The organism is Allofranklinella schreckenbergeri (assembly GCF_003703475.1).
Taxonomy (GTDB): Bacteria; Pseudomonadota; Gammaproteobacteria; order Burkholderiales; family Burkholderiaceae_C; genus Lampropedia; species Lampropedia schreckenbergeri.
The window spans coordinates 74,793-90,404 of the sequence record NZ_RDQM01000011.1; the positions used below are offsets into that span (position 1 = coordinate 74,793).

Sequence of the window (15,612 nt, forward strand, 5' to 3'; positions counted from 1 at the left end):
ATCATCATGCCGAAACAGGGGCATTTTTTATCCTGATGATTTGCAAATAAACCCAACTCAGCCGGACAACCACCCATGCAAGCCTATATGCAACAACAGCTTGAGCGCTACGCCGAGCGCCTGGCCGAGCTGGACTTTTTGCTCTCGCGCGAAGACATCATGGCCGATATGCAGCAATACCGCGCCATCGCCAGCGAGCACGCCCAGGTCACGCAAATCGCAGGCCGTTACGCGCGCTATCGCGCCTGCCAGGCCGATTGGGAAACCGCGCAAGAAATGCTGGCCGACCCCGCCAGCGATGCCGACACCACCGCCTTGGCGCAAGAAGAAATCGCCCACGCCAGCGCGCAAATGGCCGAGCTGGAGGCCGAGCTGCAACGCCTGCTGCTGCCACGCGACCCGGACGACGCGCGCAACGCGTTCATGGAAATCCGCGCGGGCACGGGCGGCGACGAATCCGCCCTGTTCGCAGGCGATTTGCTGCGCATGTACACGCGCTACGCCGCCGCCGTGGGCTGGAGGGTCGAACTCATCAGCGCCAGCGAAAGCGAGCTGGGCGGCTACAAGGAAGCGGTGCTGCGCATCGAAGGCGAGCAAGTCTATGGCCGCCTGCGCTACGAATCGGGCGGCCACCGCGTGCAACGCGTGCCGGTGACGGAGACGCAAGGGCGCATCCACACCAGCGCCTGCACCGTCGCCGTGCTGCCCGAGCCGGACGAGGCCGTGGCCGTGCAGCTCAACCCCGCCGATTTGCGCATCGACACCTTTCGCGCCAGCGGCGCGGGCGGCCAGCACGTCAACAAAACCGATTCGGCCGTGCGCATCACCCACATCCCCACCGGCATGGTGGCCGAGTGCCAGGACGACCGCAGCCAGCACCGCAACAAGGCCAAGGCCCTGCAAGTGCTGGCCGCACGCCTGCAAGAAAAAGAGCGCAGCGAGCAAGCCGCCAAGGATGCCGCCCTGCGCAAGGGGCTGGTGGGCAGCGGCGACCGCTCCGACCGCATCCGCACCTACAACTTCCCCCAGGGGCGGCTGACCGATCACCGCATCAACCTCACGCTCTACAAACTGCCCGCCATCATGGAAGGCGATTTGCAGGAGGTGCTCGACGCCCTGCAAGCCGCGCGCGAGGCCGAGCTGATTGCGCAACTGCAAGCGCAGTAAACAAAATTTCAATTCAAGGCAGAATTACTTTTATATACAACATGCCATAACAAGGCAATTTTATTGCCATTGAATTGGAATTCATTGCCACCAACATCCCCTCAAGCATGTGACGCCCTCCACGCCGTAGGGGTTTGCCTGCGCAGCACAATAGCGCTCGTTGCCAGGGCGGCATGCCATCAAAGTCGCCGCGCATAGCGCTCGCCCCAAGTCGGGATGGGCGGCAAGGCGCCAGCGGGGACGGCTCGCCCAGGCACACCAGAGCGTGTGATGCACTTTGCGCTCCCCCGCGCTGGCCCCAAAACCGTGTAATCGCAAGGCGGCGCGCGCCGCCAAGGCTGACTTCCTTGGCAAGCGAGAGGGCGCAGCGAGTGCATGGTTTTGGGGCCAGCCCGAAGGGAGAAGCGCCCCGGCATGCGCATTGCGGCGTTGCCGTCCCCTTGCAGCCCGCCAGGCTGCGGCGGGGCCAGCGCCTTGCACTGCACACGCCGGGGCGCTCTCGCGGGGGGCGGAAAGTGCATCACACGCTCTAGAGCCCCCATCCCCGTCTTCTCTGCGACCGGCCCCACTGCCATGTCTGAACTGCTGCACATCCAAGAGCCTGAAACCCCTCGCCCACCCCCACCCGACTGGAACGCGTTTCTGGAACTGGGCTTTCGCCCTCTCTACCCCGCCGCCTGCGCTTGGGCGGCGCTGTCGGTCATGCTGTGGATCTTCACGCCGCAATGGCTGCTGGGCACGATGACGGGCATGCTCTGGCACGCGCATGAAATGCTCTGGGGTTTTGTGATGGCCATTGCGGTGGGCTTTTTGCTCACCGCGGGCGCAACCTGGACGGGTATCAACCCGCTCCACGGCAGGCCCCTGGCGGCCTTGGCGGCGCTGTGGCTGGTGGCGCGCATCGGCTTTTTGATTCCTGGGCAGATCGCCTTCTGGATCGCCAGTGCCAGCGAGCTGCTGTTCTACCTGTGCGCCGCCATCGCCATGGCGCGCGTGGTGCACCGCTCGGGCAGCCAGCGCAATTACGGCGTCGCCCCGCTGCTGCTGGGCATGGCGCTCAGCGATGCGGCCTACCTCTGGGGCGTGTACCGCGCTATCGACTACGACTTGCTGATGGCGCGCTTTTACACCGGCTTGCTGTGCATGGCGCTGGTGGCCATTCTGATCTCGCGGCGCGTAATCCCCTTCTTTGCCTCGCGCGCCGTGCAGGGGCTGGAGATCCCCATGCACCTGCAATCGGGCCGCGTGCAACTGGCGCTGGGTACGCTGGCCGTCCTCGCCCTGCTGCTGCAATGGAACCATCTTGCCGCCCTGTGCCTGCTGGCCACGGGCCTGATCGCGCTGTGGCAAGTCATCGCCTGGAAGCCCCATCGCGTGCTGGGCGTGCCGCTGTTGTGGATTCTCTACCTGGGCTACGCTGGACTGGGCGCCGGGCTGGTGGTGGCCGCACTGCATCTGGCAGCGCCCGCGCTGGATCAATACATGCGCATGGCCTGGCCCGCACACGTCATCGGCATGGCGGGTTTTTCCGTGCTCATCATCGGCATGGTCACGCGCACCGCGCTGGGGCATTTGGGCCGCCCGCTCAAAACCGATCGCAGCATGGTCGCCGCCTACGCCCTGGTCATCGCCGCCACCGCGCTGCGCCTGCTGGCGTTATGGCCTTCTGAATGGACGCTGCATTGGCAGCACGCCAGCGCCACGGCCTGGGCACTGGCCTTTGCCTTGTACCTCTGGCGCTTCGTGCCCATGCTCATCCGCCCTCGCCCGGATAAACCCTCGGGCACACCAGTCAGCCGCATTCCCCTTCGGCCAGCAGGCAAAGCGCAAAGCGCGCGCTGAAAACGATTTGGCCCATTGTGCATACGAAGGGCTGCGCCGTGCACTCTAAAATCTCGCCCTCTCCCACTCGCGCCAACACCCTCCCATGACCATCCGCCGCCGCCAATGGCTTGCCCTGCATTTGCAATTTGCCGCTGCCCTGGCGGCAGGGGCGCACTGGCCGCTGGCGCAGGCCGAAGAGGCTGGCCCAGTGCGCTTGCTGGTGGGCTATCCCCCAGGCGGCGGCACGGATGCCTTGGCGCGCCTGCTGGCCCAGCATTTAAGCCAGGAGCTGGGTGTCACCATCGTGGTGGACAACCGCCCCGGCGCGGCGGGCCAGATCGCCGCGCAAGCGCTCAAGACCTCCTCGCCCGATGGGCGCACGCTGCTGCTCTCGCACGATCACACTATCAGCATCTTGCCCCAGGTGCTCAGACGCCCCGGCTTTGACGCCCATACAGACTTCCAGCCCGTCGCGGGCATTGCCACCTTCGTCAATTGCGTGGCCGTTGCCAGCAGCCATCCGGCCCACACGTGGCAACAGTTCGTGGAATGGCTGCACGAGCAGGACAAGCCCTCCATGCTGGCCTTTGGCGTGCCAGTGCCTGCCTCCACGCCGGAATTTCTCGTCCACCGCCTGGCGCAAAAGTACGAAAAAAACCTCATGGCCGTGCCCTATCGCGGCAGCGCCCCCATGCTGACCGACCTGCTCAACGGGCAATTGCAAGTAGGTATCGCCGCCATTCAGGACTTCATGGAGCTGCACCAGGCTGGCAAAGTCCGCATCCTCGGTGTGCTCGGCAGCCAGCGCCAAAGCGCTCTGCCGACCATTCCCACACTGGCCGAAATGGGCATTGAGGGCTTTGAGAGCGTTCCCTTTTACGGCCTCTACGCCCCATCCGGCATCGACATGCAGTGGGTGCAGCGGTGGGAAAAAGCCGTGCAAAAAGTGCTGCAAAAACCCGGCGTGCATCAAAAAATCCACGACTGGGCCATGACCGCCTGCTACATGGATCACTCGGAACTTGATTCGCGCGAGCGCATGCACAGCCAAGTCTGGAGCCGCATCATCCACGACAACGGCTTTGCACCACGCTAACGCCCCACGCCACCGCCACCCTTGCCCCGCTGCCTACGCGCAGGCCATCAGCCCCAGCCCAGGCGAATCGGCGCAACAAGGCGATGGCTTGATGGGGCCGCCCCCCACTCCCACCCCCATCCCATGCTCCACTACCCCGCCATCGACCCCGTCGCCTTCACCATCCCCCTGCCCATTGTGGGCAGCCTCTCCGTGCACTGGTATGGCCTGACCTACCTCGTCGGCTTCGTCCTGTTTCTGCTGCTGGGTCGCCAACGCCTGCGCCAGCAGCCCTACGCCCGCTTCATGGAACAAGGGCGCTGGAGCGCGCGCGATGTGGAAGACCTGCTGTTCATCGGCGTCATTTGCATCATCCTGGGCGGGCGGCTGGGCTACGTGCTGTTCTACAAACCCGGCTACTACCTCAGCAACCCGCTGGAAATCCCCATGATCGGCAAAGGCGGCATGGCCTTTCACGGCGCGCTGATCGGCTCCATCGTCGCCATGCTCTGGTTTTGCTTCACGCGCAAACGCCGATTCTGGGAAGTGGCCGACTTCGTCGCCCCCTGCGTCCCCCTGGGCTTTGCCGCCGGGCGCATCGGCAACTTCATCAACGGCGAGCTTTGGGGCCGTCTGGCCTCGCCCGATCTGCCCTGGGGCATGGTCTTTCCCCACAGCGGCACCCTGCTGCCGCGCCACCCCTCGCAGCTCTACCAATTCCTGCTCGAAGGGCTGCTGCTCTTTGCCATCCTCTGGCTGTACGCGCGCAAACCGCGCCCCAGCTTCAAGGAAGGCCGCGTGGCCGCCCTCTTTCTCATCGGCTACGGCGCTCTGCGCTTTATCGCCGAATTCTTCCGCGAGCCAGACAGCTTCCTGGGCCTGCTTCCCCTGGGCATGAGCATGGGCCAATGGCTGTGCCTGCCCATGATGGCAGGCGGCATCGCCATCTGGATCTGGGCGGGCAAACGGCGCGCCATCAGCCCCTGATGCGTCCCTGACACATCCTTGACGCCCCCTTGATCTGCCCCTCCGATTGCCCCTTTTCACACCAACCACCGTTATGACCACCCAACTCCAAGCCCTCAAGCAAACCACCACCGTCGTGGCCGATACCGGCGACTTCCACCTGCTGCAAACCTACCAGCCGCAAGACGCCACCACCAACCCCTCGCTCATCCTCAAAGCCGTTCAAAAACCCGAATACGCCGACCTCGTCGCCGACGTGCTCGCCCACACCCAGGGGCAAGACATGGCCGAGCGCATGGACCGCCTCATCGTGCGCTTTGGCGCCGAAATCCTGCGCACCATCCCCGGGCGCGTCTCAACGGAAGTCGATGCCCGCCTGAGCTTTGACGCCAACGCCACCCTCACCCGCGCCGAACGCCTCATTGAGCTCTACCGCGCCAGTGGCATAGACACCCAGCGCGTGCTCATCAAAATCGCCGCCACCTGGGAAGGCATCCAGGCCGCGCGCGCGCTCGAACAACGCGGCATCCGCACCAACCTCACCCTGCTGTTCTCCCTGCCCCAGGCCATCGCCTGCGCCGAAGCCAAAGTGCAGCTCATCTCCCCCTTCGTTGGCCGCATCTACGACTGGCACAAAAAACAAGCCGGCAGCGCCTGGGACGAAGCCGCCCACGCCGGCGCCAACGACCCCGGCGTGCAATCCGTGCGCCGCATCTTCGACTACTACAAACACTTCGATATCCGCACCGAAATCATGGGCGCGAGCTTTCGCAACACCGGCCAAATCCTCGCCCTCGCCGGCTGCGACCTGCTCACCATCAGCCCTGAGCTGCTCGAACAACTCGCCGCCACCCCCGGCGACGCCCCCCGCATGCTCGACGCCGCCGCCAAAGCCCAGCCGCAAACCTTTGTGCAATACGACGAAGCACAATTTCGCTACGCCCTCAACGCCGATGCCATGGCCTGCGAAAAACTCGCCGAAGGCATCCGCGCCTTTGCCGCCGACGCCATCAAGCTCGAGCACATCCTGCAACAGCAGGCTGCATAAAAGCCGCCTGGTTGAAACCGCTTGGTTAAAGCCACTTTCCCCGAACACCAATTTACAAAACAAAAGGAAAAGCCAATTCAAACCCAAAGCGCCGAAAAGGCAGGATTTTCATTCCCTTGATCGATAAAACACCAATCTTCCAAACAGAAAAAGCAAGGCTATGCGCATCAAGCCAAAACAGGGCAGTTTTATTTCCTATTGATTTGTAAAACACTTTGAAAACCCAACCACACGGCGCATGAAAAAGCCCTGAAGGCCAAACACCTTCAGGGCTTTTTCGTCTCTGAGGAGCCACCCGCAAGCAGCCCCTCAGCATCTCAACACCGGCGGGGGAAACACTCCCCCACCCCGCCATCACTTGCGGCGTTGGCGCACGCGGCGCGCCACACCCAGCATGCCCAGGGCCGCCAGGCCCAAAGCCCAGGGCGCGCCCACCGGCACGGGGGTAACGGCACCCGCACCACCAGTGCCAGCGCCAGGCACCAAGATGCGCACGTTGGCGATATCGCATGTAGGCGGCACCGTGGCGGGCAGCTTGCACAACTGGTAGCTGTACTCGTACATGCCAGACGGCGTGCCCGGCGGGGCCACCACCGTGCCGTTGGCATTCAGCACCAGCGCACCATCGGCCGGGCCAGCCACCTTCGTCCAGGACTTGACATCCAGCGTGGCGTTTTCACCCAGACGCACAGGCTCGCCGCTCACCGTATCGCCGCTCAACACGGAAATACCGCTGCTGCTGCCAGGCGTGAGGTTGCCCAGATTCACATCCACCGCGTCAATGGGCTTGGCAGGCTCCTGCGCCACCGTGATGCGCACTTGCGCCGTATCGCATGTGGCCGGATTGGTGGCAGGCAGCGTGCAGATTTCGTAGCTGTACACATACGTGCCCACCGGCGTGCCTGCCGGGACCGTCACCGAGCCGTCCGCGTTCAGCGTCAACGCACCAGCCGCAGGCCCGGATTGCTTGGCCCAGGAGCCAGCCTTCAGCGCTGCGTTCGTACCCAGCGCCAGCGGCGCGCCGCCCACCGTGTCGTTGGCAAAAATCGTCGCCGTGCTTGCGCCTGGCGCCACCGTGCCAAAGTCGTTATCCACAGCGTCGATGCCGGGCTTGGCCGCCTCTTTCACTTCAATCGTGACCGTGGCCGTATCGCACGTCGCCGGGTTCGTGGCCGGGAGCATGCAGATCTGGTAGGTGTACTCGTAAGTGCCCGCTGGCGTGCCTGCCGGAACCATGACCGTGCCATCAGCATTCAGCGTCAGCGCACCGCCTGCCGGGCCGGATTTCTTGCTCCACGAGCCTTCCGTCAAGCTGGCGTTCTTGCCGATCTCCACCGCTTTGCCATTGACCGTGTCGTTGACAAAAATGGAGGTCGTGCTCGAACCAGCCGCCACACCGCCAAAACGGTTGTCCACCGCGTCGATCTTCACGGCATCCGCGGCCGGCACCGTCAGATGCACCGTCGTCGTGTCGCACGTGGCCGGATCGGTGGCGGGCAGCACGCAGATTTCGTAGCTGTACTCGTAATTGCCCGCAGGCGTACCCTCTGGCACCGTAACCGTGCCATCGGCATTGAGCGTCAGCGCACCCGCCGCAGGGCCAGCCTGCTTGGTCCAGGATCCCACCTTCAGGCTGGCGTTCTTGCCCGGCTCCATCGCCGCGCCACCCACGGTGTCGTTACCGAAGATTGAAGCAGTGCTCGAACCCGCTGCCACCGTGCCAAAGTGGTTTTCCACCGCATCGATCACAGGCTGGGCCGATGCTGGCACTTCCAGCGTCACGTCCGCCGTGTCGCAAGTGGCAGGATTGGTCGCAGGAACAACGCAAATCTCATAACGGTACTTGTACGTGCCCGCTGGCGTGCCCGCAGGTACGGTAACCGTGCCATCGGCGTTGAGCGTCAGCGCGCCAGCCGCAGGGCCGGCTTGCTTGGCCCAGGAACCAGCCTTCAAGCTGGCATTCACGCCGGACGCCATTGCAGCGCCATTGACCGTATCGTTGCCAAAGACGGAGGCCGTGCTCGCACCCGCGACCACTTTGCCAAAGGCGTTGTCCTCGGCCTGGATGACGGGCTTGGCCTCAGCCACCTTGATCGTCACTCGCGCCTTGTCGCAAGGCGCGCCCGATGGCGTGGCGCAGATTTCGTACTCATACACGTATGTTCCCGCAGGCGTGCCCACAGGCACGGAAACCGTGCCATCACCGTTGAGCGTCAAATTGCCGCTCACGGGGCCGGAGACCTTGCTCCAGGAGCCGGCCTTCAGGCTGGCATTCACGCCCGGCTGCATGGCCGCGCTATTGACCGTGTCGTTGGCAAAAATCGAGGCTGTCTTGCCGCCAGCGGCCACGGTGCCAAAGTTGTTGTCCACCGCATCAACCGTGGGCGCCTTGGCTTTGACCTTGACCGTCACCGTTGCCTTGTCGCAAGGCGTTCCGGCTGCTGTACAGATCTCGTACTCGTACTTGTACGTACCCGCAGGCGTGCCCGCAGGCACGGAAACCGTGCCATCGGCATTGAGCGTCAGCGTGCCATCAGCAGGGCCGGATTGCTTGGTCCAGGAGCCAGCCTTCAGGTTCGCATTCACACCCGGCTGCATGGCCGCGCCGCCCACCGTATCGTTGGTGAAGATGGAGGAGGTGTTGTTGCCCGCTTCCACTTCGCCGAAATCGTTGTCGCCTGCGTTAATGGCAGGGGGAGGTGGTGGTGGAGGGGGCGGCGGCGGTGGAGGTGGGGGCGGCGGCGTCGGAGACTTCACCTTCAACTTCACCTGCGCCATGTCGCAAGGCTTGTTGCCCGGCTGCGCGCAGATTTCGTAGCTGTAGGTGTAATCGCCCGCTGGTGCGTTAGCGGGCACGGTGACCACGCCAGTGGCCTCATCCAGCGTCAAGCTACCGCCTGCCGGCGCAGAAACCAGACTCCAAGAATTAGGCTTGAGTGCGGCGTTGCTTGCATCCGCTGCTGCGCCATTAACGGTGTCATTGCCATAAATGGAAGGTGCCAGCGCCGTCGCCGTCGTACCTGCGCTGACCTCGCCAAAGTTGTTGTCCACGGCATCGACCACAACGACTTTGAGCTTGACATGCGCCGGGTCGCACGGCTCAGGTGTCACGCCCGTGTTCGTGCACAGCATGTATCTGTACTCGTAATCGCCAGGCGGCGTGCCAGGCGGCACGGTCACTTGGCCTGTGCCGAGATTCAGACTCAAATCACCCGCCGCAGGGCCGTTGAGTTTGGTCCAGATGTTGGGCATCAATTGCGCATTCGGGCTTGCCCCCGTCACCACAGCTTGCACGCCAGCCACTTTGTCGTTGGCGACCACGGAAGGGGCCAAAGGCGTGGCGCTGGGGCCAACGGTGCCAAAGTCATCGTCCAACGCCCAAATCGGCTCATGATCGACCTTGATGACGACTTCTGCCTTATCGCAGGCTGCACCGGCGGGCGTCACCTCAGGCGATACGCAAATCTGGTATTCGTAGGTGTAAGTGCCTGGCGTGGTGTCCTTTTTCACTGTGAACTTGCCTGTCGCGAAGTCCAGCGTGATACCGCCAGCGGCAGGGGCTGCACCGCCGCCAGCGGGCTTCCAGGAGCCAGGCGTCACCGTGGCGTTTTGCCCTGGGCCGCTCAGCACGACAGGCTGCAAATAGGCCTTGTCGTTGCTCAGGATGGAGGTGAAAAATTCTTCATCTATGCCATTGGCCATCGTCGCAAACGGCGCTGTGCTGCTGCCATCGTTGGTGGCATCAATGGAGGTCATGCACGAAGCGCCGTCGGAGGCATTGGCGGCGACGGCGTTCATCACCGTGCCGATCACCGTCCACTTGGTGGCGCTGGCGGGGTCGGCATCCACCTCATACACCTTGCCGTCCGCAGAGTACAGGAACAGCTTGCCATCGCGGCGGAACGCCGTCGATGCCATGTAGCCCGTGGCCACATCCATGCCTGCAATGAGCTTGCGCGAGACATAAACCTTCTTGGTCGCCAGATCCACCCGGTACCGATGCAGATACCAGCCTGCTGCCACCTTATCGCCCATGCCGTACAACACAGTTTCGGTGCTGGTGCTTTCCTGGGGGCTGACGGCAAAGTCCGTGATGGCGCGCTGCCCGCCCACGTGGCCTGGCGTGACGGCTTCGAAGCCATCAGGTACTGCGGTTTCTTGCAGGCGCTCCAGTTTTTCCGCTAGCACAGCGCCGCCGTCTGGCGTGGCTTGGTGCAGATTCTGGATGAGGTAAACGTCGCTAGTGGCCCCGTTGACCATGAAGTAATTGCCCGCCCGGTCAAACGATGCGGCCGCGCCAAGAGCACCGTCTGGCAACCCAGCAACAGGAATGGTGTGCTTGACAACATCTGCCCCCGACGCGCTGGGACTCATGGGCACAGGCTCCACCTGCCCAGCCGCGTTCTTGCCCAGGCGGTACATGCCCACACGCTGGGCAGGCGAATCCGGATGCTCCACAAGCACCCGTTTCGGGGCATACAGGTAGTTATCGCGCGGGTTGTAGGCCAGCGCGTTGAGGTCACGCGGGCCGGAGCCTATGTTGGCATCCACCGTGCCAATGGCCGTGCCATTGCCCCAAGCAGCGCCGCCCAACATGTCGTAAGTGAAGAAATTGGTCGGAGCACTGGCGTTGGAGCGGCCGATGTACATCTCCGTCCCGCAAGTCCAAGGCCCAGGAGCCGTCTGGGCCGAAACGCTGCCCATTGCTGCCAGACAGGCCAACAGCACGGTCGAGCGACCGAATGTTATTTTTTGTTCCATAACAACCTTTCGAAATGAAAGTAAACGAACGGTGATTATGGGAGAGAATTTTGTTAACTTTTGATAACGACGCCCGTCGCCGCCTAGCATTTCCCCCAACGAAGGATCCGCGCCACACTCAAACCCTACGGCCTTCAGTCGCAAGCGATTGGCCAAAATAACGCCTTTCCTTTGGCAGGCTGGCACGCTCAGCCTGATCACACAACACACCCATTTCCAACGCCTTCAAACGCCATGCAACACGACAAAATCCTCATCCTCGACTTCGGTTCGCAAGTCACCCAGCTCATCGCCCGCCGCATCCGCGAAACGAACGTCTATTGCGAAGTGCACCCCTGCGATGTGAGCAGCGACTGGCTGCGCGACTACGCCGCTGACGGGCGGCTCAAGGGCATCGTCCTCTCCGGCAGCCACGCCAGCGTCTATGAAGTGGATGACCGCGCGCCGGACGCCGCGTTTGAACTGGGCATCCCGGTGCTTGGCATCTGCTATGGCATGCAGACCATGGCGCAGCAGCTCGGCGGGCAGGTCGAGGGCAGCCACACCCGCGAATTCGGCTATGCCGAAGTGCGCGCCCGCGGTCACACCGCGCTGCTCAAGGACATCCAGGACTTCCACACCCCCGAAGGCCACGGCATGCTGAAAGTGTGGATGAGCCACGGCGACAAGGTGACGGCCTTGCCCGAGGGCTTCAAAGTGATGGCCAGCACGCCGAGCTGCCCGATCGCCGGCATGGCCGACGAGGCGCGGCGCTTCTACGGCGTGCAGTTCCACCCAGAAGTCACCCACACCGTGCAGGGCCGCGCCATGCTGGAGCGCTTCGTGCTCGACATCTGCGCCGCCCAGCCCGACTGGATCATGCGCGACCATATCGAAGAAGCGGTGGAAAAAATCCGCGCGCAAGTGGGCGATGAAGAAGTCATCTTGGGCCTATCCGGCGGCGTCGATTCCTCCGTGGCCGCCGCGCTGATTCACCGCGCCATTGGCGATCAGCTCACCTGCGTGTTCGTCGATCACGGCCTCTTGCGCCTCAATGAAGGCGACATGGTGATGGACATGTTCGCCGGCAAACTGCATGCCAAGGTGGTGCGCGTCGATGCCAGCCAACTCTTTCTGGATGCCTTGAAAGGCGTGTCCGACCCCGAACAAAAGCGCAAGATCATCGGCAAGCTGTTCGTCGATGTGTTCAAGTCCGAGGCGGAAAAACTCAAAGCCGCAGGCAATGGCGTGAAGGGCGCGACCTTCCTCGCCCAAGGCACCATCTACCCCGACGTGATCGAATCCGGCGGCGCCAAGAGCAAGAAAGCCGTGGTCATCAAAAGCCACCACAACGTCGGCGGCCTGCCCGAACAACTCGGCCTGAAGCTGCTGGAGCCGCTGCGCGACTTGTTCAAAGACGAAGTGCGCGAACTCGGCGTGGCATTGGGTCTTCCGCACGACATGGTCTACCGCCACCCCTTCCCCGGCCCCGGCCTGGGCGTGCGCATCCTGGGCGAAATCAAGAAGGAATACGCCGACCTCCTGCGCCAGGCCGACGCCATCTTCATTGAAGAGTTGCGCTCCACCATCGAACCCAACAGCGGCAAAAGCTGGTACGACCTCACCAGCCAAGCCTTCGCCGTCTTCCTGCCCGTCAAAAGCGTAGGCGTCATGGGCGACGGCCGCACCTACGACTACGTCGTGGCGCTCCGCGCCGTACAAACCAGCGACTTCATGACCGCCGACTGGGCGGAACTGCCGTATGCGCTGCTGAAAAAGACGTCGTCACGAATCATCAACGAAGTGCGCGGGATTAATCGCGTGACGTATGACGTGAGCAGCAAACCCCCTGCGACGATTGAGTGGGAGTAACATCTCTTCTTTTTTGAAAATAGGATGCAAATCATGAAAATTAGGAAAATAAATATATCAGGACTCAATAAAAATATCGAGATATCTCATGATTTTCATGAAGATATAAATATTGTTACCGGATTGAATGGAGCAGGAAAAACAACCTTACTTAAAGTAATTTGGTATTTGATTTCCAGCAACGCAGAGCGAATTGCACCAGAAATTGAATTCAATTATATTGAATTGGTTACGGATTTCTATCGCGTTATTCTCGATAAGCAACCATCATATATCGAATGGACTTTTGAAGATTTTCAAACAGGAAAAATAACAAATAAAAAGTACAAAGATTTTGAAGATCCTACACCACGCAGTAGTATTGAAGAGCTGAATCAAATGACTCGTGATTTCCGCACTTCATCTTTATATTTCCCGACCTTTCGTCGAATAGAAGGTGGTTACTCAATGACTCCCATTCGCCGAACCAGTAGATCAGGAAGGCTAGTATATCGCGATATTTATCGCTTTGATAACATTCAGGATGAGTTAGCGAGTCTTGCAGACCGGATAAGCGTAGATCGGCATAAATTCATTTGCTCTATTTCAACCAATGATATTGTCTCCCTGTTAACCAGAAGGTATGCCCACATATCAGAATCTTTAAATACTCAATATAAAAGCATTAGCACGTATATTATTAATCAGATTCAAGATGCAAAGCCAAAAATGAAAGATAGCGGAAGCAGTGAAGCTTTAAGTCTACTGAATCGCATACAAGAACGCGCCGACACCATGAATGAAGAGAGAGATAAGCTTTTACATCCTTTCACCATTCTATCCGAGCTAACCGACAAATTATTTAAGCATCGCGGCATTCGCCTTCAAGCTGTCACATTAGGTGATTCTGCGGATGCCATTGATTCCTCAATACTCTCCGCAGGGGAGAAACAGCTATTAAGCTTTCTTTGTTATAATGCTTTTTCTGAAAACTCTATTGTTTTTATAGATGAGCCCGAACTCAGTCTTCATCCAGATTGGCAAAGAAGATTGTTTAGTATTTTAATCGAGCAACAGCCAACAAACCAGTTTATTGTAGCAACCCATTCACCGTTTATTTATACAAAATATAGCGATAAAGAAATTCCCATGCTGGAGGATAAAGGTGCATAAAACATCAAAAGGCATTTATCTATCAGTTAGCGAAACGGTGGAGTATTTAAAACGCACATCTCAACTTACAGTGTTAGTAGAAGGCAAAGATGATCAATGCGTTTATCGCCATATAGAGAATAAGCTTTCCGAGCTTGACTTGGATGTGCTTATCTGCAATGGAAGACAAAACCTTCTAGATATATTTTCTAGGCGCATGGAGTTTTCTGGTACTCCAGTGGTGTTTTTGGCGGACAAAGATATGTGGCATTTTACTGGGATTCCAGCCGAATTCAATACAGGGATAATATTTACTCTAGGGTACTCGATAGAAAACGATCTTTACTTAAAGGATGTTTTTGAAGAGCTAATGTCGAAGTCAGAAAAAATTTTATTCTCATGTTTGGTTGATGAAATATCTCGTTGGCAAGCATTTCATGTCGAAGAATTTAGCACAAAAGGCATGTGTAATTGTGATTTTCATGTTAACAGAATACTGCAAGAGCAAAGATTATCCTCAAAACACCTAGAAGAGATTTGTTTTAAGGAGGCATCCCATGATTTAGTTAATGAAATTAAAGAAAATTATACAAGATCTATTCGCGGCAAAACTTTATTTCAAATGCTGGCTAGAGTTTTAAGTGCATCAGACAGAGAATCCAAATACAGCAGAAAAAATCTAATTGAGATGGGAGCTAAACTCCCAAACAATGCCATAACCATTCTTTGCAACCAGATTCGAGAAAATATAAAAAATCTTTTTAAAAAAACATAATAAAAACCATTGAAGGTCACTTCAACAGTTTTTCCTTTTATCCAATCTCAAAAAATCAGTAAATCAACATACTGGCACGACCACCATTGTGAGCAGCGAAGTAGGTAATACCGCAAGGGAAGTAACCAGCGAGGTAATGTGGCCGATGCGTTCGAAGAAGGCGGGCGGAAGGCAATGAAGGATTCGCGTATGACGATGTTGAAGAGATCAAGTGGATGGCACTTTGAGTTCGTCGTGCAGTTCGCTGTGAGTTCAGAAAATCAATTAACAACTGTTTTTCCTAGTTCCCCCACCGACAACGGCGCAGACCCTTCCGCCTTGTTATTGATCGTCACATAAGCGTTTTGCCCCGCGCCGCAGGTGCCGGTGATGACGCGGGCGAGGTGGGCGCGGGTTTCGGGGTCGGGGTCTTGCAGGCGGTCGAACGGGGCGTATTGCGCCTTGGCGCTTTCGTAGCCGTAGGCGCCGTGGCGGCGGTGCAGGTTCCAGCGACAGACGAGTGGGCCGGGCCATAGCGCCCGCAGCAGGGGCAGTTGCTCTTCAATGGGCGGCATTTTGGCGTGCAGGCCCAAACAGTAGGTGATAGGGTTGCCGCTGGCTTGGCGCGCAGTGCGCACGGCTTGCGCCAGCAGCGGGGCATGCGTGGGGGTTAAAAAGGCGGCGTCCCGCACTTCCAGCGCAATCACGCCATCGGGTGCTTTCGGAACCAGCGGTGGCATGGCCGCCAGCAGATGGCCGATGCGCTCAATCAGCGCGGGCAAATCGTTCAACAGCGTGCGCGGCAAGGGGCTGAGTTGAAACACCAGCGCGCCTGCCTTGTGACCCAGCCCTTGCAAGGCGGGTTCGATGAAGCCGCGCACGGCCAGCTCAGCATTCAGTGTATTGACCTAGTGAAAACCTGCTCAGGAGTTAACGTTGAAGGAAACGACGATGAGCACCCTGATGGAAGACGACATCAAGCGCTGGACGGCCAAGCGTAAAACGGCCCTGGTCCTGGACATCATCCAGGGCAAG

At 59.5% G+C, this 15,612-nt stretch carries 10 protein-coding genes and 1 pseudogene; 9 read left to right on the forward strand and 2 right to left on the reverse strand.

Annotation, left to right across the window (positions count from 1 at the left end; genetic code table 11):
• The first annotated feature begins 75 nt into the window (after window positions 1–75).
• The 5 genes from prfA (at window position 76) to tal (ending at window position 6,080) form a co-directional block, all read left to right on the forward strand.
• Entirely contained in the window at window positions 76–1,167 is a 1,092-nt protein-coding gene (prfA, locus tag EBQ26_RS09560; protein ID WP_122238789.1) for a peptide chain release factor 1, read from the forward strand.
• A gap of 573 nt (window positions 1,168–1,740) precedes the next feature.
• Window positions 1,741–3,009 carry an NnrS family protein gene (locus EBQ26_RS09565; protein ID WP_122238790.1) on the forward strand — a complete coding sequence of 423 codons (1,269 nt, stop codon included), beginning with the start codon at window positions 1,741–1,743 and terminating at the stop codon, window positions 3,007–3,009.
• 85 nt (window positions 3,010–3,094) lie between these two features.
• On the forward strand, window positions 3,095–4,087 hold the full coding sequence (locus tag EBQ26_RS09570) for a tripartite tricarboxylate transporter substrate-binding protein (protein WP_122238791.1): 993 nt from the start codon (window positions 3,095–3,097) through the stop codon (window positions 4,085–4,087).
• 123 nt (window positions 4,088–4,210) lie between these two features.
• A complete protein-coding gene (gene lgt / locus EBQ26_RS09575) occupies window positions 4,211–5,053 on the forward strand; it encodes a prolipoprotein diacylglyceryl transferase (protein WP_122238792.1) in 843 nt (280 codons plus the stop codon).
• Window positions 5,054–5,126: 73 nt separating this feature from the next.
• Entirely contained in the window at window positions 5,127–6,080 is a 954-nt protein-coding gene (gene tal, locus EBQ26_RS09580) for a transaldolase (RefSeq protein ID WP_122238793.1), read from the forward strand.
• A gap of 354 nt (window positions 6,081–6,434) precedes the next feature.
• Here tal and EBQ26_RS09585 read toward each other — a convergent pair whose 3' ends face one another.
• Complete coding sequence (locus EBQ26_RS09585) at window positions 6,435–10,841, reverse strand: collagen binding domain-containing protein (RefSeq protein WP_147474039.1); 4,407 nt, start codon at window positions 10,839–10,841, stop codon at window positions 6,435–6,437.
• A gap of 234 nt (window positions 10,842–11,075) precedes the next feature.
• Between EBQ26_RS09585 and guaA the strand changes: the two genes are divergently transcribed.
• The 3 genes from guaA to EBQ26_RS09600 are packed head-to-tail and all read left to right on the forward strand — an operon-like array spanning window position 11,076 to window position 14,598.
• Entirely contained in the window at window positions 11,076–12,692 is a 1,617-nt protein-coding gene (gene guaA, locus EBQ26_RS09590) for a glutamine-hydrolyzing GMP synthase (protein WP_122238795.1), read from the forward strand.
• Between the two features lie 33 nt (window positions 12,693–12,725).
• A complete protein-coding gene (locus EBQ26_RS09595; RefSeq protein WP_238944282.1) occupies window positions 12,726–13,844 on the forward strand; it encodes an AAA family ATPase in 1,119 nt (372 codons plus the stop codon).
• Window positions 13,837–14,598, forward strand: coding sequence for a DUF4435 domain-containing protein (locus EBQ26_RS09600; RefSeq protein ID WP_238944283.1), 762 nt, complete (start codon window positions 13,837–13,839; stop codon window positions 14,596–14,598). The genes EBQ26_RS09595 and EBQ26_RS09600 overlap by 8 nt, the downstream gene beginning before the upstream one ends.
• A 260-nt stretch (window positions 14,599–14,858) precedes the next feature.
• On the opposite strand, the gene EBQ26_RS09605 is transcribed toward EBQ26_RS09600, so the two are convergent.
• Window positions 14,859–15,458 carry a DUF72 domain-containing protein gene (locus EBQ26_RS09605; protein WP_390614192.1) on the reverse strand — a complete coding sequence of 200 codons (600 nt, stop codon included), beginning with the start codon at window positions 15,456–15,458 and terminating at the stop codon, window positions 14,859–14,861.
• Window positions 15,459–15,528: 70 nt separating this feature from the next.
• Here EBQ26_RS09605 and EBQ26_RS09610 point away from each other — a divergent pair.
• Window positions 15,529–15,612: pseudogene (locus EBQ26_RS09610) on the forward strand (DUF1153 domain-containing protein); the annotation flags it as partial.